This window comes from Streptomyces sp. LS-MS-L19 (assembly GCF_058382285.1).
Genome location: NZ_JBYCLL010000001.1, coordinates 8,232,073 through 8,252,342, shown reverse-complemented (window position 1 = coordinate 8,252,342; position 20,270 = coordinate 8,232,073). Strand labels below are relative to the sequence as shown.

The 20,270-nt window shown below is 71.7% G+C and carries 19 protein-coding genes; 10 read left to right on the top strand and 9 right to left on the bottom strand.

What is annotated here, in order from left to right:
• The first annotated feature begins 11 nt into the window (after positions 1 to 11).
• On the top strand, positions 12 to 1,682 hold the full coding sequence (locus AC2XR2_RS36780) for a PHP domain-containing protein (RefSeq protein WP_491517419.1): 1,671 nt from the start codon (positions 12 to 14) through the stop codon (positions 1,680 to 1,682).
• A gap of 77 nt (positions 1,683 to 1,759) precedes the next feature.
• On the opposite strand, the gene AC2XR2_RS36775 is transcribed toward AC2XR2_RS36780, so the two are convergent.
• Genes AC2XR2_RS36775 through AC2XR2_RS36760 form a run of 4 tightly spaced genes read right to left on the bottom strand, consistent with a single transcriptional unit; the run spans position 1,760 to position 5,529 of the window.
• Positions 1,760 to 2,215 carry a MaoC family dehydratase gene (locus AC2XR2_RS36775; RefSeq protein ID WP_123764195.1) on the bottom strand — a complete coding sequence of 152 codons (456 nt, stop codon included), beginning with the start codon at positions 2,213 to 2,215 and terminating at the stop codon, positions 1,760 to 1,762.
• 8 nt (positions 2,216 to 2,223) lie between these two features.
• Positions 2,224 to 3,726, bottom strand: coding sequence for an acyl-CoA synthetase (locus AC2XR2_RS36770; RefSeq protein ID WP_491517418.1), 1,503 nt, complete (start codon positions 3,724 to 3,726; stop codon positions 2,224 to 2,226).
• Between the two features lie 10 nt (positions 3,727 to 3,736).
• On the bottom strand, positions 3,737 to 4,612 hold the full coding sequence (locus AC2XR2_RS36765) for an amidohydrolase family protein (RefSeq protein WP_381296396.1): 876 nt from the start codon (positions 4,610 to 4,612) through the stop codon (positions 3,737 to 3,739).
• Positions 4,612 to 5,529, bottom strand: coding sequence for an SDR family NAD(P)-dependent oxidoreductase (locus AC2XR2_RS36760; protein WP_491517417.1), 918 nt, complete (start codon positions 5,527 to 5,529; stop codon positions 4,612 to 4,614). The genes AC2XR2_RS36765 and AC2XR2_RS36760 overlap by 1 nt, the downstream gene beginning before the upstream one ends.
• Before the next feature lie 212 nt (positions 5,530 to 5,741).
• Between AC2XR2_RS36760 and AC2XR2_RS36755 the strand changes: the two genes are divergently transcribed.
• The 4 genes from AC2XR2_RS36755 to AC2XR2_RS36740 are packed head-to-tail and all read left to right on the top strand — an operon-like array spanning position 5,742 to position 8,863.
• Positions 5,742 to 6,161: a MarR family winged helix-turn-helix transcriptional regulator gene (locus AC2XR2_RS36755; protein WP_185093282.1), complete on the top strand. Its 420-nt coding sequence runs from the start codon at positions 5,742 to 5,744 to the stop codon at positions 6,159 to 6,161.
• On the top strand, positions 6,158 to 6,943 hold the full coding sequence (locus tag AC2XR2_RS36750; RefSeq protein WP_449349499.1) for an IclR family transcriptional regulator: 786 nt from the start codon (positions 6,158 to 6,160) through the stop codon (positions 6,941 to 6,943). Before AC2XR2_RS36755 ends, AC2XR2_RS36750 begins: the two co-directional genes overlap by 4 nt.
• A gap of 58 nt (positions 6,944 to 7,001) precedes the next feature.
• A complete protein-coding gene (locus tag AC2XR2_RS36745) occupies positions 7,002 to 8,198 on the top strand; it encodes a sensor histidine kinase (RefSeq protein ID WP_491517416.1) in 1,197 nt (398 codons plus the stop codon).
• The gene (locus AC2XR2_RS36740) at positions 8,195 to 8,863 is read left to right on the top strand and encodes a response regulator (protein WP_381296390.1); all 669 of its coding nucleotides are present in this window, start codon (positions 8,195 to 8,197) and stop codon (positions 8,861 to 8,863) included. The genes AC2XR2_RS36745 and AC2XR2_RS36740 overlap by 4 nt, the downstream gene beginning before the upstream one ends.
• Here AC2XR2_RS36740 and AC2XR2_RS36735 read toward each other — a convergent pair.
• Positions 8,860 to 9,267 carry a VOC family protein gene (locus AC2XR2_RS36735; RefSeq protein WP_381296388.1) on the bottom strand — a complete coding sequence of 136 codons (408 nt, stop codon included), beginning with the start codon at positions 9,265 to 9,267 and terminating at the stop codon, positions 8,860 to 8,862. The genes AC2XR2_RS36740 and AC2XR2_RS36735 overlap by 4 nt on opposite strands.
• 198 nt (positions 9,268 to 9,465) lie before the next feature.
• Here AC2XR2_RS36735 and AC2XR2_RS36730 point away from each other — a divergent pair, with 198 nt between their 5' ends.
• The 4 genes from AC2XR2_RS36730 to AC2XR2_RS36715 all read left to right on the top strand — a co-directional run bounded on the left by AC2XR2_RS36730 (position 9,466) and on the right by AC2XR2_RS36715 (position 15,058).
• Positions 9,466 to 11,565, top strand: coding sequence for an MMPL family transporter (locus AC2XR2_RS36730; protein WP_491517415.1), 2,100 nt, complete (start codon positions 9,466 to 9,468; stop codon positions 11,563 to 11,565).
• A 171-nt stretch (positions 11,566 to 11,736) separates the two neighbouring features.
• The gene (locus AC2XR2_RS36725; RefSeq protein ID WP_381296384.1) at positions 11,737 to 12,969 is read left to right on the top strand and encodes a L,D-transpeptidase; all 1,233 of its coding nucleotides are present in this window, start codon (positions 11,737 to 11,739) and stop codon (positions 12,967 to 12,969) included.
• A 171-nt stretch (positions 12,970 to 13,140) separates the two neighbouring features.
• Positions 13,141 to 14,526, top strand: a complete 1,386-nt coding sequence (locus tag AC2XR2_RS36720; protein ID WP_491517414.1) for a glycoside hydrolase family 16 protein — start codon at positions 13,141 to 13,143, stop codon at positions 14,524 to 14,526.
• Between the two features lie 115 nt (positions 14,527 to 14,641).
• On the top strand, positions 14,642 to 15,058 hold the full coding sequence (locus tag AC2XR2_RS36715; RefSeq protein ID WP_491517413.1) for a hypothetical protein: 417 nt from the start codon (positions 14,642 to 14,644) through the stop codon (positions 15,056 to 15,058).
• A 42-nt stretch (positions 15,059 to 15,100) separates the two neighbouring features.
• On the opposite strand, the gene AC2XR2_RS36710 is transcribed toward AC2XR2_RS36715, so the two are convergent.
• Entirely contained in the window at positions 15,101 to 16,087 is a 987-nt protein-coding gene (locus AC2XR2_RS36710; RefSeq protein WP_491517412.1) for an alpha/beta fold hydrolase, read from the bottom strand.
• Positions 16,088 to 16,226: 139 nt separating this feature from the next.
• Between AC2XR2_RS36710 and AC2XR2_RS36705 the strand changes: the two genes are divergently transcribed.
• The gene (locus AC2XR2_RS36705; RefSeq protein WP_491517411.1) at positions 16,227 to 16,817 is read left to right on the top strand and encodes a helix-turn-helix domain-containing protein; all 591 of its coding nucleotides are present in this window, start codon (positions 16,227 to 16,229) and stop codon (positions 16,815 to 16,817) included.
• Positions 16,818 to 16,859: 42 nt separating this feature from the next.
• Here AC2XR2_RS36705 and AC2XR2_RS36700 read toward each other — a convergent pair whose 3' ends face one another.
• The 3 genes from AC2XR2_RS36700 to AC2XR2_RS36690 are packed head-to-tail and all read right to left on the bottom strand — an operon-like array spanning position 16,860 to position 20,109.
• Complete coding sequence (locus tag AC2XR2_RS36700) at positions 16,860 to 17,879, bottom strand: TolB family protein (RefSeq protein WP_491517410.1); 1,020 nt, start codon at positions 17,877 to 17,879, stop codon at positions 16,860 to 16,862.
• The gene (locus AC2XR2_RS36695) at positions 17,876 to 19,213 is read right to left on the bottom strand and encodes an MFS transporter (RefSeq protein ID WP_381296373.1); all 1,338 of its coding nucleotides are present in this window, start codon (positions 19,211 to 19,213) and stop codon (positions 17,876 to 17,878) included. The genes AC2XR2_RS36700 and AC2XR2_RS36695 overlap by 4 nt, the downstream gene beginning before the upstream one ends.
• Positions 19,214 to 19,218: 5 nt before the next feature.
• Positions 19,219 to 20,109 carry an alkaline phosphatase family protein gene (locus AC2XR2_RS36690; RefSeq protein ID WP_381296371.1) on the bottom strand — a complete coding sequence of 297 codons (891 nt, stop codon included), beginning with the start codon at positions 20,107 to 20,109 and terminating at the stop codon, positions 19,219 to 19,221.
• Between the last annotated feature and the right edge of the window lie 161 nt (positions 20,110 to 20,270).

Sequence of the window (20,270 nt, the reverse complement as noted above, 5' to 3'; positions counted from 1 at the left end):
TGGAGACCACCATGACCGAGCAGCAGCTGCCCTCCTGGGCCGACCCCTCCGTCTCCCCCGCCGACCTCGACGCCCAGGGCGTGTCCAGACGCGGACTCCTGCGCCGCGCGGGCCTGTTCGGCGCCGCGTTCGCCCTCGGGTCGGCCGCCACTCCCGCCTTCGCCTCTTCTCGCGGGCCGGGTTTCGGCGGCGACGACCCCCAGCTGGCCTACCTCGTCGGCGACCACCACGTGCACTCCGTCTACAGCCACGACGCGAAGTACACCTTCTCCCAACTGGCCCAGGCCGCCGCGCGGTACGGCCTGGACTGGATGGTGTTCAACGAGCACTCCAACTTCGGGCACGCGAACTACGGCGCGAAGCTGGAGCACGCGGAGATCGTCAAGGCCCGCGCGGCGAACCCGCGTCAGCTGATCTTCCAGGGCCTGGAGTGGTACATCCCGGCCGCCGAGCACTGCACGGTGTTCGCCGCGCCGGGTCCCCACGAGACCGACCTCCTCACGCAGTTCGAGCTCGCGTACGACGGCAAACTGCTCGGCTACACCGAGGGTGCCGCGGGCGCGACGGACACCGCCCGCAACGAGGCGCACGCCGTCAAGGCCATCAAGTGGCTCGCGGAGCAGCGCCGTTCGGGCTACGTGGACGACGTCCTCGTCATCGCCAACCACCCGCTGCGGCTCGGCATCGACTCCCCGCACGAGATGCGCGCCTGGCGGGACGCGGCCCCCGAGATCATGATCGGCATGGAGGGCGCACCGGGCGCCCAGGGCGCCGCGCTCCCCGGCTGGCGCTCCCCGACCTCCATCCGCGGCGAGTACGAGAACAAGCCGTCGGCGCAGTCCTGGACGGGCTATCCCGCAGAGGCGTATGTGACCTACGGCGGTTTCGACTGGGCGACGGCGACCGTCGGCGGTCTGTGGGACTCGATGCTGGCCGAGGGCAGCCTGTACTCGATCACCACGAACTCCGACAACCACCGCACGGTCTTCGACACCTGGAAGAACGGCGACTGGCCGGCCGGGCAGAACTTCGACAACACCGGCAAGCTCCCCGACCCGGTGAACACCGACACCCCGCAGCCCGGCAGCGACTTCTGGCCGGGCGAGTTCAGCCGCACCCACGTCGGCGTGACCCGCTACGGCTACCGCTCGGTGATGGCGGGCCTGCGCGCGGGCCGGGTCTGGGTGGACCACGGGCACCTGCTCGACGGGCTCGACGTCCGTGTGAAGCGGGACTGCGACTCCGGGCGCGGTGTGACGCTGGGCGGCCGGCTGCGGGTCCGCAAGGGCGAGCGGATCACGCTGAACGTGACGGTCACGTCCGCCTCCCGCCCCAACCCGCAGGGAATCCTGCCCGAGTTGGCGCACGTGGACGTCATCCGGGGCGCGGTGCGCGGCCCGGTGGCCGACCGGGACACCTGGCGGGCGCCCGACACCAGGGTCGTGGCGACGAAGGACGTGACGGGCCGGAAGGGCACGTACACCCTGCGCATCCCGCTGACCGCCGGGGACGAGTCCTTCTACGTCCGCCTGCGCGGCAGCGACGGACAGCGGCACGGTACGGGATACCTGGGTGCCTCGGTCGACCCGCACGGCCCGATTCCGCACGAGCCCGGCGACGGGGACCCGTGGGCGGACACGTGGTTCTACTCGAACCCGGTCTTCGTCGACGTCACCGGCTGAGGCAAGCGCCCCGAAGGGGCGCGGGGAACTGCGCGACCAGCCACGACGGTCCCGCGGTTCCCCACGGCCGGCACTTCCTAGGCGTAGAACCGGGAAAGACTCTGCAGCACCGCCGCCGGCTTCGCGCCGCCCTCGATCTCGATCGCCCCGTCGACGGTGATCTGGACACCGCCCGGCACCTCCTCGACCTCCGTGAGCTTCGCGACCAGGCGGATGCGGGAGCCGACCTTCACCGGCGAGGGGAAACGGACCTTGTTCAGGCCGTAGTTGACCTTCGTGGTGACGCCCTGGACGTCCAGCAGCTCGGTGAACAGGGGGATGAACAACGACAGCGTGAGGTAGCCGTGGGCGATCGGGGCGCCGAAGGGGCCCTCGGCGGCGCGCGCCGGGTCGACGTGGATCCACTGGTGGTCGCCCGTGGCGTCGGCAAAGGTGTCGATGCGCTCCTGGGTGACCTCGATCCACTCGCTGGTGCCGAGGTCGCTGCCCGCGAGCTTCTTCAGTTCGTCGAGGCCGTTCACGGTGAGGCTCATGGGGTTCCTTAACTGTTGCCGTAGCGCTTGCGCACCCGGGACTTGAGGAGCTTTCCGGAGGCGGTGCGCGGGAGTTCGTCCGCGACCACCACCGACTTGGGGATCTTGTACTTGGCGAGCCGTCCGGCCAGGGAGGCCAGGATCTCGTCGGGGTCGGGCGTGGCGCCCTCGCGCGGGACGACGACCGCCCTCGGCACCTCGCCCCACTTCTCGTCCGGGACGCCGATGACCGCGCACTCGGCGATGTCCGGATGGCCGAGGAGGAGGTCCTCGATCTCGGCGGGGTAGATGTTCTCGCCGCCGGAGATGATCATGTCCTTGATGCGGTCGACGATGTAGACATAGCCGTCCTCGTCGATCCGGGCCGCGTCCCCGCTGCGGAACCAGCCGTCGGTGAAGGAGGCGGCGGTCTCCTCGGGGAGCCCCCAGTAGCCGGACATGACGTGCGGGCCCCGGAGCACGACCTCGCCGGTCTCGCCGATGTCGACGGGTGCCAGGTCCGGCCGTACGACCCGGACGTCGCTGAAGAAGTGCGGCACGCCCGCCGAGCCGACCTTGCTGGCGCAGTGCTCGGCGTCCAGCAGCAGGGTGCCGGGGGACGCCTCGGTCATGCCGTAGCCCTGGAGGAAGGTGAGCCCCCGCTCCCCGTACGCGGTGATCAGCCAGGTCGACACCGGGGAGCCGCCGCAGGTCAGGATGCGCAGGGAGGACAGGTCCGCGTCCGCCCAGCGCGGGTGCCTGGCCACCTGCTCGAACATCGTCGGCACCCCGAACATGAAGGTGATCCGGTGCTGGGCGATCAGGTCGAAGGTCGCGTCGGCGTCGAAGGCCTCGACCAGGACGCAGGTGCCGCCCTTCAGCAGCACCGGCAGGGTCAGCATGTTCAGGCCCGCCGTGTGGAACAACGGGGCGGAGACCAGGGCGCGTTCGTCGGCGATCAGGTCGTGGTCGACGAGGACGTTGATCGCGTTCCAGGTCAGGTTGCCGTGGGTGAGCATGGCGCCCTTGGGACGCCCTGTCGTGCCCGAGGTGTACATGATGATGCAGGTGTCGTCGGGGATGACCGGCTCGTCGATGGGTTCGCTCGGCGCCTCGGCGAGCAACTGCTCGTATTCGGCGCCGACTTCGACGTACGTCCGGACGTCGGTGCTGCCCGGCAGTCCGGCGACCAGGCCCGCGTGCGAGGGGCCGTAGACCAGCGCCCTGGCCCCGGAGTCGGAGAGCTGGTAGGCGATCTCCGGCCCGGCGAGGCGGGTGTTGAGCGGGACGAAGACCGCGCCGAGGACTCCGGCCGCGAACAGCGTCTCCAGATAGGAGGGGTGGTTGGGGCCCAGGTAGGCGACCCGGTCGCCGCGCCGGATGCCCCGGGCGCGCAGGGCGTGCGCGAGGCGGGTGACACGGGTGTGCAGTCCGGCGTACGAGAGTGTCGTGTCGCCGTGGATCAGGGCGGTGCGGTGCGGGGTCTTGCGGGCCCGGCGTGCGGGCCACGAGCCCAGTCCCTCGTTGCGCATCTGGGGCCCCTTATGGCTTGGTCAGCCCGAGCAGGCGGGCGGCGTTCTCCTTGAGGATCCTCGGCTTCACCTCGTCCTTGATCGACAGCTTCTCGAAGTCGGCGAGCCAGCGGTCGGGGGTGAGGACGGGGAAGTCGGAGCCGAAGAGGACCTTGTCCTTGAGCAGCGTGTTCGCGTACTGCACGAGCTGCGGCGGGAAGTACTTCGGCGACCAGCCGGACAAGTCGATGTGCACGCCCGGCTTGTGGGTGGCGACGGCGAGGGCCTCGTCCTGCCAGGGGAAGGACGGGTGCGCCAGGATGATCTTCAGGTGCGGGAAGTCGGCGGCGACGTCGTCCACGTGGAGGGGGTTCGAGTACTTCAGCCTGATCCCCCCGCCGCCCGGGACCCCGGCGCCGATGCCCGTCTGGCCGGTGTGGAAGAGGGCGATGGTGCCCGTCTCCTCGATGACCTCGTAGAGGTCGTACGCAACCGAGCGGTCGTTGGGGAAGAAGCCCTGGATGCTGGGGTGGAACTTGAAGCCCTTCACCCCGTACTCCTCGACCAGCCGGCGGGCCTGCTTCACGCCGGCCCTGCCGCGGAAGGGGTCGATGGAGGCGAAGGGGATCAGTACGTCGGAGTTGGCGGCGGCCGCCTCGGCGACCTCCTCGTTGGGGACGGGGGCGGTGCCGGTCGCGGACTCGGCGTCGACCGTGAAGATCACGGCGGCCATCTTCCGCTCGCGGTAGTAGGCGGCGGTCTCCTCCAGGGTCGGCTTCCGCTTGCCCTCGACCTTGAAGTAGGCCGAGGAGGCGTCGTGGAGGTCGTCGTCCAGGGAGGAGTGGCCCTTGGAGGACACCTCCGCGTGGGTGTGGACGTCGATGGCGACCAGGTCCTCGATGTTCATCAGGCCTCCGGGAACTTCGGCGCCGGGATGCCGACCGTCTGGAGCTCGGCGCCGACCGACGTGGGGAAGGCGTCGGCCAGCGTGTCGGGGGTCCAGCCGCCGTCGGCGTACGCCGTCCTGATCTCCTGCGGATGGGACCAGAGTGCCACCTTGTCGCCGCCGATGCCGATGGCCTGCCCGGTGATGCCCCGGGCGGCCTCGGAGGCGAGGAAGGGGACCAGGGCCGCGCAGTCCTCGGGGGTGCCGAAGCCCTCGCCCTTGCGGAGGAAGTCGGGGAGCGGCTCGCCGTTCCTCATGGCCTCGATGTACGGGGCGAAGGCGGGGATGGTCTCGGTCATCGCGGTGGCCGCCACCGGCACGATCGCGTTGACGGTGATGTTCGCGCGGCCCAGCTCCATGGACCAGGTGCGGGCGAAGGCGGCGATGCCGGCCTTGGCGGCGGCGTAGTTCGTCTGCCCGAAGTTGCCGCGCTGCCCGGCCGGGGAGCCGACCAGGATCAGGGAGCCGCCCTCGCCCTGCTCGCGCATCCGTACGGCCGCGGCGCGGGCGCAGGTGAAGGTGCCCTTGAGGTGGGTGGTGATCACCGCGTCGAAGTCGTCGTCGGTCATCTTCCACAGCACCTTGTCGCGCAGGATGCCGGCGTTGGTGACCAGGATGTCCAGCCGCCCGAACTCCTCCACGGCCCGGTTCACCAGCCGCTCGGCGGCCTCGGTGGTGCCGACCGGGACGACCTCGGCGACGGCGGTGCCGCCGGCCTCGGCGATGGACTTCACGGCCTGCTCGGCGACCGCCTCGTCGACGTCGTTGACGACCACGGAGGCGCCGTGGGCGGCGAGGGCGTGCGCGTAGGCGAGGCCGAGGCCCCGGCCGCTGCCGGTGACGACGGCGACCTTGCCGGAGAGATCGATGCTGGGCACGAGCGGGTCCCTTCACATGGAGTGCTTCCCCGGGGTCACGGGGAGCGCGGCTTCGAGATCGAAGCTAAGAGCAATAATTGTTGACGTCAATAGTTGTTCGCGACCTACGGGTGCGTCATGCTGGAATTCTCCTGACGCACCGACCCGGGGAGCCCGCCATCACACGCCAGCACGTCACGAACCCGAACCCCATCGACTCGGACGAGCCGTGGATGCGCGGGCTGCACGCGGACACCGGTTATCTGCTGTACCGCCTCGGCCTGCGCTCGGGTCAGCTGTTCAACACGTTCCTCCAGGAGTCGGGCCTGAGGCTGCGGCACTACGCGGTGCTGCGCTATCTCGCCGGGTCCGAGGGCGCCCTCCAGCGCGAGCTGAGCACCCGGCTCGGCTACGACCCGAGCGCGATCGTCGGCCTGGTCGACGACCTGGAGAAGCTGGGGATGACCGAGCGCCGGCCCTCCCCCGACGACCGGCGCAGCAAGATCGTCGTGCTGACCGAGGACGGCCGCGCCTTCCTGCGCGGCACCGACGAGGCGGGCAGACGGGTCACCAACGACCTGCTCGCGCCGCTCGACCCGGCCGAGCGCGAGACCCTCCAGGCCCTCCTGCTGAGAGTCGCCGACCAGCCATGACCGTGCGTTCCGCGCCGGACCGGCTGCTGTCCGTGCTCGCCGCGTTCGACCACGAGCACCCCGCGCTCTCCCTGACCGACATCAGCCGCCGCGCGGGCCTGACCCTGACCACGACCCACCGCCTGGTGGGCGCGCTGACCGACTGGGGCGCGCTGGAGCGGGACGACGCCGGGGTCTACCACGTCGGGCTCCGCCTCTGGGAGGTGGCCGCGCTCGCGCCGCGCGGGGTCGCCCTCCGGCAGCTGGCGCTGCCGTACCTGGAGGACCTGTACGAAGCCACCCACGAGAACGTGCAGTTGGCGGTACGGGACGGTTCGGACGTCGTCTACATCGAGTGGATCTCGGGGCGCTCGTCGGTCGGCGTGCACATCCGGGTCGGCGCGCGCTGGCCGCTGCACGCGACCGGGGTCGGCCTGGTGCTGCTGGCGCACTGCGACCCGCGGGAGCAGGAGGAGTACTGCGCGAGTCCGCTCGCGATCTTCACGCCGTACACGATCGCCGAACCGGCGAAACTGCGCCGGGTCCTGGCCGAGGTCCGGCGCACGGGCGTGGCGGTGAGCAGCCGTCAGGTCACCGACGACGCCCTGTCGGTGGCGGCCCCGGTGTGCGGTCCGGACGGCACGGTGGTGGCGGCCGTCTCCGTCGTCGTCCCCGAGGCCGACGCCCAGGTGCCAGCGCTGATCCCGGCGGTACGGCTCGCGGCGCTGGGGATCTCGCGGGCGCTGGGCTGGCAGCCCACTGTGACGCCCCGTTCGGGCGCCGGATATCCCTCGCACCGGTGAGGCCCCGGCCGCGCCGGCGTCGTGATACTGGAACGGCCCCGGCCCCGAGGAGCCGCTCATGCCCGCCGCACGGTCCCTGTACGACCTCGTCGCGACCCGCCTGCGGACGACGAACCCGTACGTCGTCGACGGCGCGCTCGCCGTGCTGGTGCTGTTCGCCGCGTCGCTCCAGTGGATGTTCCCGGACGAGGGGGACGACCGGCTCACCCTGACGGGCTGGCTGCTGGGAGCCGCCACCGCCGTCCCCCTGGTGTGGCGGCGCCGCTCCCCCTACGCGTCCGCCCTGGCGGTCTCTGCGGCCACCACCGCGATGGCCTACTACCACGCCCCACCGCCCGACGTGCTCTACGGCGGCCTCGTCGTCCTCTACACCATGGCCGCCCAGGGCCTGCCCTGGCAGCGCCGCAGCATGCTGGCGAGCTGGCTGCTCGGGGCCGTGCTGACCATGCAGCACAAGGAGCACTCCCAGCCCTTCGAGTACGCCTTCCACATCACCGGCATGATCAGCGCGTACGGCCTCGGTGTGCTGGCCCGCGTCCAGCGCGCGTACACCGCGGCCGTCGAGGACCGGGCCGCCCGGCTGGAACGGGAACGGGCCGCGGAGACCGCGAAGGCCATCGCCCAGGAACGCTCCCGGATCGCCCGCGACATGCACGACATCCTCGCGCACGCGGTGAGCCTGATGGTCGTCCAGGCGGAGGCCGGACCGGTCGTGGTCCGCAGCGATCCGGCCCGCGCCGAGGCCGCGTTCGACGCGATCGCGACCAGCGGCCGGGACGCGATGGCCCAACTGCGGCGGATTCTCGGGGTGTTGAAGGAGGAGGAGCGCCGGGGCGGTGCCGCCCGGCTGCCGCAGCCCGACCTCACCGGACTCCCGTCCCTGGTCCGCCAGGTCGCCGCATCGACCGGGCTGCGCGTCGACCTGAGCATCCGCGGCCGGCCGCGCCCGCTGCCCCCGGACACCGAGGTCGCCGCCTATCGCGCGGTGCAGGAGGCCCTGACCAACACCGTGAAGCACGCGTACGCTTCCTGCGCACAGGTGGAACTCGACTGGGCGGAGGACGAGTTGACACTCACGGTGACCGACGACGGCAGCGGGCCCGCGCGGACGGACGGCGGGCACGGGCTGATCGGCCTCAGGGAACGGGCGGCCGCGTGCGGGGGCAGCGCCGAGACCGGGCCGGGTCCGGACGGGGGCTTCCGGGTGGTCGTACGGCTGCCCGCCGGCGCCGACCGGGAGGCGGCCCTCGGGTGAGCATCCGGGTGGTCGTCGCCGACGACCAGGAACTGGTCCGCAGCGGCTTCAGCATGATCCTGGAGGCGCAGGCGGACATCGAGGTGGTCGCCGAGGCGGGGAACGGCGCCGAGGCGGTCGACGCGGTCCGCCGGCACACGCCCGACGTGCTCCTCCTGGACATCCGGATGCCGGTCATGGACGGTCTGGAGGCGGCCCGGCGGGTGTGCGCGCAGTCGGGCTGCAAGGTGGTCATGCTGACCACGTTCGACCTCGACGAGTACGTGTACGACGCCCTGTACGCGGGCGCCAGCGGCTTCCTGCTGAAGGACGTCCGCCGCGACGACCTCGTCCACGCGGTCCGGGTGGTCGCGGGCGGCGACTCCCTCCTCGCCCCGGCGATCACCCGCCGCCTGGTGGCGGACATCGTGCGCCGGCGCCGCGAGGAGGCGGCCACCGAGCCCGCCCCCGACCGCCTGGACGTCCTGACCGCCCGCGAGGTGGAGACCCTGCGCATGCTGGCGCGGGGCCTGTCCAACGCCGAGATCGCCACGACCCTGTTCGTGAGCGAGCACACGGTGAAGACCCACGTCAGCAACGTCCTGAGCAAGCTGGGCCTGCGGGACCGGGTCCAGGCGGTGATCTGCGCGTACGAGACGGGCCTGGTGACGCCGGGGTCCGCCTAGCCGTCGAGTTCCGTGAAGAGGGTGAGCTGGAGCGAACCCGGCGCCTCCAGACGGGAGTTGAGGGAGTTCCACGGTGTGCGGGTCGGCTCGGCGACGACTTCCGCGCCGGCCTCGGCCAGCCTCGTCGTGGTGGCCGTCGAGTCGTCCACCTCGAACGCCACCCGGATGTGCCCGGCGACCCGCCTGCCGACCTCGACCTCGTCGATGAAGGCCGCGTGGTTCGGGTCGGTCAGTTCCAGCGTGGCTCGCCCCGCCTCCAGGATGGTGACCCTGCCGTCCGGCGAGGAGAACGCGGCCCGTTCGGGCAGCCCCAGGACGTCCCGGTAGAAACGCAGCGCCTCGTCGTAGTCCTCCGCCGTGACGACGAGCCGGAGTTCACGGACGGTGGGTGGTACCTCGGACATACGGCCTCCTTGTAGCTGTCTCCAAGGTCAACTCCCCGACCGGTACCGAAGATTCCTCCCCCGCGGGAGTGAGCCGGCACCCGGACTCACCCGTACGACGGAGTCCTGGAAACCGCCCGCGACGGCGATCCGGTGATCACGCCGGCCGCAGGAGCCTGAGGGTGCCATCGACCACCGCCAACCCGCCGGGAGGCCCCCGTGCTCTCCACACTCGCCCGGGCGGCGACCCGCCGCCCGCTGACCGTCATCGGACTCTGGGCGGCGTTCCTGCTGCTCGGCTTCGGCCTCGGGACGGGCGTCTTCGCCGACCTCTCCGACGACGTGCCCGACGTCCCCGGCACCGAGTCCGACCTGGCCGACGACTACCTCTCCGGCATCGACCCGACCGGCGAGTCCGTCACCGCGGTCGTCGCGGGCGAGGCCGTCTCCGACGCGGCCCTGCGCGCCCAGGTCGAACGGACCGTCGCCGAGGTCCGCGAGATCGCCGGGGTGGCCGACGTACCGGACCCGTACACCACCCCCGGTCTCACCGCCCGGGACGGACAGGCCCTCGTCATCCCCGTCACCTTCGACGGCGGCCTCAGCGACGAGGCCGAGGAGGAGGCCACGGACACGGCCGTCGAGACCGTCAAACGGATCGACGCGCCCGACGTCCACGTCAGCGGCGGCGAACTCCTCGGCAGGCAGCTCGGCGAGCGGGCCCAACAGGATGTGAAGAACGCCGAGTTGATCTCCCTGCCGGTCGTCCTCGCCCTGCTGCTCGTCGTGTTCGGCGGACTGCGCGCCGCCGCGCTGCCGCTGGTGATCGCGGTGAGCGGGATCGCGGGCGCGTTCCTCGGCCTGTTCGTCTTCAGCCAGGTCACCGACATCTCGGTGTACGCGATCCAGGTCACCACCATGCTGGGCCTCGGACTCGCCGTCGACTACGCCCTGTTGACGCTGGTCCGCTTCCGCGAGGAACGCCGGCACACCGACGACGTGGTCGAGGCCGTGCACCGTACGGTCGCCGCGGCCGGCCGGACCGTCCTGTTCTCCGGGCTCACCGTCGCCGTCAGCCTCACCGGACTGCTGGTCTTCCCGAGTGTGTTCCTGCGCAGCATGGGTCTGGCCGTGGCCGCCGTGGTCGTGGTCGACATGCTCGCCGCGGTCACCCTCCTGCCCGCGCTGCTCACGAAGTTCGGCGGGCGGATCCGGCCGTCGAAGGCGCGCACCGAGGACGAGGAGGGCCGCGTCTTCGCCCGCCTCGCCCGCTTCGCGCAGCGCCGCCGGATCGCCGTCCTGGTGACCGTGGTTCCGGCCCTGCTGGTCCTGGCCCTGCCCGTGACCGGCCTGCGCATCGCCATCGGCGACGCCCGCCAGCTGCCCGCCGGCACCGAGGCACGGCAGTTGTACGACACCGTCGACGCGCACTTCCCGAAGGGCACCGGCGTCTCCCCCGTGGTGGTCGTCCTCAGGCCCGGCACCGACCCCGCGACCGCCGACCGCGTCCGCGCCCTGGTCCCGCACGCCGAGTCCCGCGACCTGCCGGGCGGCACCACGGTCGTGGAGCTGCGGCCGCCGGGCAGCGTGGACGGCGGGGCGGCCACCGGCCTGGTCGAGCGGGTCCGGGAGGTGCGCGGCGACGAACCCGTCGAGGTCACCGGGATCGCGGCCCGGCTGGTCGACTTCCGCGCGATGCTCGCCGAGCGGGCACCCTGGGCGGCCCTGACCGTCCTGGCCGGCATTTTCGTCCTGCTCTTCGCCTTCACCGGCTCGGTGCTGATCCCGCTGCGCACGATCGCGACCACCCTGCTCAGTCTGGGCGCCGCGCTCGGTGTGGTGGTGTGGGTCTTCCAGGACGGCCACGGGGCCGGGCTGCTCGGCGGGGAGGGGCTGGGCGCGCTGAGCCTGACGGCGCCCCCGCTGATCGTCTCGATCGCCTTCGGGCTGGCCATGGACTACGAGATCTTCATCCTTGCCCGGATGCCGGAGGCGCGGCAGCACACCGGGGACGAGCAGGAGGCCGTCGTCACCGGGCTGCGCCGGTCGGGGCGGGTGGTCACGTGTGCCGCGCTGCTGCTCGCGGTGGTCTTCGGCGCCTTCATGACCGGTGGGTTCTCGCCCATCCTGCAGATCGGTCTCGGACTGACCCTGGCCGTGCTGATCGACGCGACGGTCGTACGGATGCTGCTGGTCCCGGCGACGATGGCCCTGCTCGGCAGGCGGGCCTGGTGGGCCCCGAAGCCGCTGCGCGCGGCACACGAACGGTTCGGTCTGCGCGAGCCGGCACCGGAGCCGCCCGTACCGAGCAACGCCTGAGGATCCCGACGGATCAGGGGGCCGGCCGACTGGCCGGCCTCCTCTCCGTGCCCCTCCGCAGGGGCAGTCCTCACCGGAATCTCAGGGAACGGCCCGGTGATTCCAAGGAGCAGCACATGTGCGCGAGGCAGCATGCACCCGGCGAAGGTGGATATCTCAGGAAGGTGTGCCGTGGGCGTCCCGCACATATCGAACCGGTCCGGGCGACAGCCGCAGAGGTGGTCCCGGCGCGGGATGCTCGCCGCTCTGGGTGCCGTGCCGGCCGCCGTCGTCCTGACGGGATGCAGCGGCTCCGCCGACGCCTCGGAGGGCTCCTCCACCCCGTCCGCGCGGGCCGCGGCGAAGAAGGCGACGATAGCCGTGACCCCCGCCGACGGGACCGCGAAGGCCGACTTCTCCAGTCCCGTCCGGGTCACCGTCACCGACGGCACCCTCGCCTCCGTGAGGGTGACCGGCAACGACGGCTCCACCCTGGCCGGATCCCTCAACGGCACCAAGACCGAGTGGACTTCGGCGAGGAACCCCTACTCGGGCACGAAGTACACGGTCACGGCGACCGCGGAGGGCGGCACCGCGCAGACCGCGACCTTCACCACCAGGTCTCCCGGCGAGACCTTCGTGGGCTACTTCACCCCCGAGGCGAACTCCACCTCCGGCGTCGGCATGCCGGTGTCGATCAACTTCACCCACGCCGTCTCCGACAGGGCCGCCGTCCAGAAGGCGATCACCGTCACCGCCGAGCCCGAAGTGGAGATCGTCGGCCACTGGTTCAGCGACACCCGGCTCGACTTCCGGCCCGAGACCTACTGGGCGCCCGGCACGAGGATCACACTCGGCCTGCGGCTCAAGGACGTCCAGGGCACGGACGGCGTCTACGGCGTGCAGTCCAAGGACGTCACCTTCCACATCGGCCGCGAACAGATCAGCACGGTCGACCTGTCCACCAAGGAGATGGTGGTGAGGCGGGACGGCAGGACGATCGCCACCTACCCGGTCTCCGGCGGCGACCCCGACCACACCACCTGGTCCGGGATCATGGTGATCAGCGAGCGGTTCAAGCAGACCCACATGGACTCCTCGACGGTCGGTCTCGGCGACGAGTACGACATCCCCGACGTGCCGCACGCCCAGCGGCTCACCACCTCCGGCACCTTCGTGCACGGCAACTACTGGGCCTCGACAGCGGTGTTCGGGCACGAGAACACCAGCCACGGCTGCGTCGGCCTGCACGACGCCAAGGGCGCCAACGACACCTCCGTGGACGGCTACAGGTTCTACGACAGCTCCATGCTCGGCGACGTCGTGATCGTGAGGAACTCCGGCGAGCGGACCGTGGAGGCGTCGAACGGACTCAACGGCTGGAACCTCTCGTGGGCGGACTGGAAGGCGGGCAGCGCGCTTTAGCGGGTATGCCCGGTTTCAAGGGGTGAACTCACCAGGCCCGAAAGGACTTTCACGGCTCAACCTCTTGACGACCGGAGCGACTGCGAGCACATTGGGCCCACTTTGAGAGCGCTCTCAAAGGCTCTCGAAGGCACCCGCGCTCACTTCTCCCCGTACCCGAGAGGCACCCCCATGAGTGAAACCTCCGGTATCCCCAGACGACGGCGGGCCCTCGTCGCCGTCCTGAGCGCCCTCGGTCTGGCCGCCGCCCTGGCGACCGCCGCCACCCTTCCCGCCGACGCCTCCGCCCCCACCCCGCCGACCGGCTGGTCGCAGGTCTTCGTCGACGACTTCAACGGCACCGCCGGTACCGGCGTCAACACCTCGAACTGGCAGTACGCCACCGGCACTTCGTACCCGGGCGGCCCCGCGAACTGGGGCACCGGCGAGGTCGAGACGATGACGAACAGCACCAGCAACGTGGCGCTGGACGGCAACGGCAACCTGCGCATCACCCCACTGCGCAACGCGTCCGGCAACTGGACCTCGGGCCGCATCGAGACCAACCGCACCGACTTCCAGCCCCCGGCCGGCGGCAAGCTGCGGGTCGAGGCGCGCATCCAGATGCCGAACGTCACCGGCACCGCGGCCGAGGGCTACTGGCCCGCCTTCTGGATGCTGGGCGCCCCCTACCGCGGCAACTACCAGAACTGGCCGAGCGTCGGCGAGCTGGACATCATGGAGAACGTCCAGGGCATGAACCGCGTGTGGGCCACCATGCACTGCGGCACCAACCCGGGCGGCCCCTGCAACGAGACGACCGGCATCGGCAACAACGTCGCCTGCCCGGGCTCGACCTGCCAGTCCGCCTTCCACACGTACACCATGGAGTGGGACCGCTCGGTGAGCCCCGAGACGATCCGCTTCCTCGTGGACGGCACACAGTTCCACTCGGTCAACGCGAGCCAGGTGGACGCCACGACCTGGACCAACGCCACCAACCACGGGTTCTTCATCATCCTGAACGTGGCGATGGGCGGCGCCTTCCCGGACGCGTTCGGCGGCGGGCTGGACTCCGGCACCCAGTCCGGCGTGCCCATGGTCGTGGACTACGTCCAGGTGCTGTCGGCTGCCGGGAGCGGTACCACGCCCCCGCCGACCGGCGGCCGGGACGCGTACAGCACGATCCAGGCGGAGTCCTACAACGGCCAGAACGGCGTCGGCACCGAGACCACGACCGACACCGGCGGCGGCCAGAACATCGCCTCGCTGGCCAACGGCGACTGGGCGCTCTACCAGAACGTCAACTTCGGTTCCACGGCGGCCACTCAGTTCGTCGCCCGGGTCGCGAGCGGCGCGGCGGGCGGGGTGAGCGGTCTGGTCGAGGTGCGTCTTGACAGCCCGACGGCCACTCCGGTCGGCAGCTTCTCGATCGCCAACACGGGCGGCTGGCAGTCCTGGAGAACGGTCCCGGCGAACATCAGCTCCGTCACCGGCACGCACAACGTGTACCTGACTTTCACCAGCGGCCAGCCGGCGGACTTCGTCAACGTGAACTGGTTCAACTTCGGTCACTGACCTTCGGGTTGAGCCCGGCACCGGCCATGTCCCGTGTCCTGCCGTGCCGCAGGTGCCCTATCGGCGTGGAGGGCGGCTGAGGTGTACTGGATCCCTGCTGCGTCGAGGGGGAGCCATGTCCAGCACACCGGAGCCGGGAACGTCGGAGTCAGCGCACGAGGAGGAGGAGCCCTGGCTCAGCAGTGACGAGGTCGCGAAGCTCTGGCCGGTGCGCAAGGACTGGCTGCCCGGTGTCGCCCGTCGTGCGGACGTCCGCGTCCGCACGTACGGCGGGGCGAGCCGGGGCACGTGGGGGGCGGAGCCGACCTTCCACTCCTTCCACCCGGGGGACGTGCGCAGAGCCGCGCCGGCCATCGCCGAGGGACACGTCGACATCCCGTCGAAATGGCGCACCGACACGCCCGACGGTCGGCGGACCGAGTTCTGGGGCAACCTGACCGCCCGTGTCGCCGGCACGCTCATGCTCCTGGCCCTCCTGGGCGGGGTCCTCCTCCTCCTGGGCACAGGGGTCTTCCTGCTGACGGTGGAATGACCACGGATCGCGCCGCCGGACTCCCCGGACAGCCCGCCTGGTTCAGCCGTGGACGGTGGCCAGCCAGTCGGTCAGCAGGCGGTTGACGTCGTCGGGGCGTTCCTGCTGGACCCAGTGGCCGCAGCCGTCCAGGAGGTGGGAGGCGGACAAGGCGGGGAGAGTGGTGGCGTGGGCGTCGATGGCGTCGGCCATCCAGGTGGTGGAGGCGTCCCGGGTGCCGCCGACGAACAGGGCGGGCTGGGTGATCGGGGCTCCGCGGTAGGGGGCGAGGTCCTCCCAGTCGCGGTCCAGGTTGCGGTAGCGGTTGAGGGCGCCGGTCAGGCCGGTGCGCTCGAACTCCCCGGCGTAGACGTCGAGATCCTCCTCGGTCAGCCAGGCCGGGGACGGGCCGGTGGGGAAACGGTCGCGCAGCCGGCCGCCCGGCGCGACGAAGTGCGGGTCGGGCTCGTCATCGGCGGGCATGGTGTCGGCGGACAACGCGGCGTAGAAACCGGCGAGCCAGCTCCGTACGTCGGGCTCGATCTCCGTCTCGGCGCGGCCGGGTTCCTGGAAGTAGGAGACGTAGAACTCCTGCTCGGGGCCGCCGACTTGGTCGAAGACTTCGGTGGGCCGGGGGCCGCCGGGCGGGGCGTAGGGGACGCTCAGCAGGCCGACGGCGCGGACGGTCTCCGGATGGAGCAGGGCGGAGGCGGCGGCGATGCTGGAGCCCCAGTCGTGGCCGACGACCACCGCGCTCTCCTCGCCGAGGGCGCGCACGACGGCGACGTTGTCCGCCACCAGGTCGAGCATGCGGTAGGCGTCGGTCGCGGCCGGCTTGGAGGAGCGGCCGTAGCCGCGTACGTCGATCGCCACCGCCCGGTACCCGGCCGCGGCGAGGGCCGGGAGTTGGCGGCGCCAGGAGTACCAGGACTCGGGGAAGCCGTGCACGAGCAGGACCAGCGGACCGGTGCCCTGCTCGACCAGGTGCAGGCGTCCGGCCGGGGCCTCGACGGTGCGGTGGCGGAGGGCGGCGGTCGGCTCGGATCGCATGGGGGCTCTCCTCGGTTCGCGGGCGGACGCGGCTACCCACCGATCATGCGGCCCGAGGCCCGCCCGACGCGATCGCTCTTGCCGTCCTGGCAAACTCGCAGGACGGACGGGGAGCGGCGCGGTCGGAAGGACGGTCACGGTGGCAGTCGACGAGGTGGACGGCACGCTGGCGGCGATGGGGCCCCGGCTGCGGGCCGCACGCGAGCAACGCGGCGCCACGCTCGCCGGTGTCAGCTGCGCGACCGGCATCTCGTCGAGCACGTTGTCGCGGATCGAGACCGGCCGGCGCAGGCCGACCCTGGAGGTGGTGCTGCGGCTGGCGAAGGAGTACGGCGTCTCCCTGGACGAACTGGCCGGCACCGCACCCGCCCCGGCGGCCGGGCCGCGCGCCTCGGCGCCGTTGAGCTTCGGTGACAGCAAGGTGGTGCTGGCGCTCACCCGGTACGTCGGCGGCCTGCACGCCCACAAGCATGTCCTGCCTGCTGCCGAGGGGCCGGCCGCGCGGCCACGGCAGGTCTCCCACGAGGGCTACGAGTGGCTGTGCGTCCTGTACGGGCGGCTGTGGCTGGCACTCGGTGACCAGGACCTCGTCCTGGCGGCCGGGGACGCCGCCGAGTTCGACACCCGCGTCCCCCACGGAGTCGCGAACCCCGGACCCGACGGACCGGTCGAGTACCTGGTCCTGTTCGGGCCGCAGGGAGAACGCCTCCGGCAGCGCACCCCTCGCTGAAGGCTGAGCTTCGGCACACACGGTCTCGCGAGTCGGTGCCGGTCAGAGGTAGGCGGGCGCGACCGCCGACTTCATCAGGCGGCGGGCCGTGCCGGTGCCGTCGGCGGGGACGGTCCACAGGTCGGAGCCGTAGTCGCCGGGGAGGGCGTAGACGAGGGTGTGGTCGTCGGACCACAGGGCCTGGTCGTCGAGGTTGCGGCGCTCGGCGGTCGCGGTCTCCTTCATGGTCCGCAGGTTCAGGACGTACAGCCGCCAAGGGGCGTCCGGCGAGGCGCCCTTGACGCGTTTCTTGTACGCGACGCGGGTGCCGTCCGGGGAGAGCGAGGGGCATTCGACGTTGCCGTGCAGGGTGGTGAGGGTGTGCGCGCCGACGTCGCCGCGCACCAGGTAGGTCCGGCCGCCGGTGGCGAGGGTGGCGTAGAAGCGGTTGTCGTCGGCGAAGGTGACGCCCCAGATGTTGGTGTCCGCCGCATGGTAGGTACGGCCGTCCTTGACGACGTGGAAGGTCTCCAGGTTGTCGTCGATCGTCCAGGTGCGGGTGTCGACGACGGCCGTGCGGGTGGAGAAGTTCGTTCCGGCGTACGAGTCACCGCTGACGAACACCGTCCAGGCGACCATGTGCCCCGAGGGCGAGACCCGGGCCCGGGTGGGGATGCCCGCGGCCGGGAAGCGGTGCCGTACCCGCAGGTGGGAGTCGAGCACCACCGCGCGGTAGGTGTCCTCCAGGGCGCCGTGCACCGCCTGGAGGCAGATGCCGGTGCCGGCCGCCGCGTGGAAGCGCAGGCACTTCACGCCGGACGCGGTGCGCGGGCCCTCGGGGTTGTCGGCGGGGACGGTGGCGATCTCGTCGCGGTGCGGGCCCCAGGCCAGGTTGCGGACCAGCAGGCGGCGCGTGCCGGTGGGCCGCAGCGAGACGGTGCCGGCCCGGACCGTGGGGCCGTCGGCCTGCTGCTCGTCCTTCATCCCTGAGCGGTGGGCGGCGTGCAGCACCGCCCCGGTGCCGACCGCGGCCAGCAGGAGGACCGCGACCAGCAGGGTGATGAGACGGGTCGTTCGGGTCATGCGCGCCCCTCCTGGGTGGTCTCGTCGCCGGTACGGAGCACGAACGCGGCCACGACGGCGCTGACCGCCAGCCCGGCCGCGGTCACGGCGAGCGCGGTCCGGCCGCCCCACAGGCTCCAGGCGGCGCCGAAGGCGAGCGAGCAGACGAACCGGGCCAGCGCCTGGCCCGTGCCGACCAGCGCCTGCCCGGCACCCTGCTGCCTCGCCGGGACGACCGCGGCGGTGGCGGCCGCGAGGACTCCGTCGGTGGCCGCGTAGAAGGTGCCGTGCAGGACGAGCACGGCGACCACCGCCGGGACGCCGTGCCACGGGGAGAGCACCAGGCCGTAGCCCAGCAGCAGGACCCCGTGTCCGGCCAGGAAGAGCCGGCGGCGGCTCACCCGGTCGGCGAGCGCCCCCAGCGGGACGGCGAGCAACAGGAAGAAGGCCGCGGTGCCCAGCGGCAGCAGCGGGAAGAGGTGCGCGGGCAGGTCACCCTCGCGCTGGAGCAGCAGGTACAGGAAGGAGTCGCTGACGGTGGTCAGCCCGAGCAGGGCCGCGCACACCGTGAGCCGCCGCAACTCCGGCCGCCGCAACAGCCCGACCGCGTCACGCAGCGCCGGGGGCCGGGGCGGCTCGGGTGGCCGGGGTGGTCGTACGGCATCCGGGGCCCGGGACGGTCGTACGGCCCCCATGGGGGTGTCGAGGTGTCGGGGCACGAACAGCACCAGCACGAGGACGCCGAGCGTGGCCACGCAGGCGCTGACCGCGAAGACCGCGTCGTAGCCGTCGACCGTGGCCCGCAGGACCGCGAAGGCGGCGAGGGGGCCGAGCAGGGCGCCGGTGGTGTCCATGGCGCGGTGGACGCCGAACGCCCGCCCCCGGTGGGCGGGTTCGGTGGCGAGCGAGATCATCGCGTCGCGCGGGGCCGTGCGCAGGCCCTTGCCGGTGCGGTCGACCGCGAGCACCGCGCTGAGCACGGGGAGGGTGTGGGCGAGCAGGAGGAACGGTTTGCACAGGGCGGAGAGGCCGTAGCCGAGGCCCGCCACGAGCTTGTGCCGGTGGCCGCCCCGGTCGGCGAGATGACCGCCGGCCAGCCGGACCAGCGCGCCGACACCGTTGTTGATGCCGTCGAGGAGGCCGAAGCCGAGCGGGGAGAGGCCGAGGCCGGCGACCACGTACAGCGGCAGGACGGCCGTCACCATCTCCGAGGAGACGTCCGTGATCAGGCTGACCGCGCCCAGGGCCAGCACGGTGGCGGGCACGGCGGCCGGCCGCCGCCCCGGACGGGTGTCCGGGGCGGCGGCGGCCTGGGTACCGCGGGCGTCCGTGCGGCGGGAGTCCGCGAGATACACCGGCGTCAGTTCCAGATGCCGGTGATGTCGGAGGCGGCGGCGGCGTTGCCCGCGTGGGTGCTCAGACCGGCCAGGTCCTCCACCGTGCGCAGCACGTTGTAGTGGTTGTAGGTGGTGGAGCTCGTGCTGCCCGGCGTGACGTGCTGACCGTAGAAGAGGGTGGGGATGCGGTTGCCGGAGAGCTTGTTGTCCTCGTCGAAGGTGACGGCGAGGATGCTGTTGTGGGTCTTGGCCCAGGTGGCGTAGGCGCCCAGGTTGTTCTTGATCCACGTGTCACCCGTGGAGACCGAGCAGTCGTGCATGTCGCTGCACAGGTTCGGGGTGACGAAGGAGACCTTCGGCAGGGTGGTGTAGTCGGTCGGGAACTGCGCGAACGTCTTGGCGGTACTGGTCGGCACGTTGGAGAAGCCGAACCAGGGGTTGTGCTTCTGGGCGTAGTTGCCGCTGCTGCACGTCGTCGAGCCCTGGCTGGGCAGTGACTCGTTGTAGCTCGCCCAGGTCTTGCCGGCGGCGATGAGCTCGGAGGCGAGGTTGGGGGCGGAGATGGACCCCACCCCCACACAACTGTCGTCGGTGCGGCCCTGGTTGGAGCCCGAGAACAGCATGTAGTAGTTCGGCTCGCTCGGGTGGGTCAGGCCGTAGGACTGGGTGAGGTCGGCGCCTCCCGCCTTGAGCGTGTTGTTGAGGTACGGGGCGCTGGAGCTGCCGATGACCTGCGCGTAGGCGTGGTTCTCCAGCACCACGACGACCACGTGGTCGGGGGTGGGGAGAGCGGCGGCCTGTGCGGTGGTGGCCGTGGCGGCCCACACACCGATCGAGGTGGCGGTGAGGGCGACGGCTCCGGCGAGCGCGGAGAGGGAACGTCGGTTGCGCGAGCGTGCCTTGACGGCGGCCATGACTGTCCTCCGGACAGAGGTGACGGACGTTCGTGGGGAGGCGGCGCGGCAACACTAGGGGGGTCCGGCCGGCCCCGAGTGACGGCCGGACGAACCGCGGGCCACGCCGGGCAAAGATCACCCCACGCACAGGTCATGCACAGCAAAGAGCTCGTCAAATG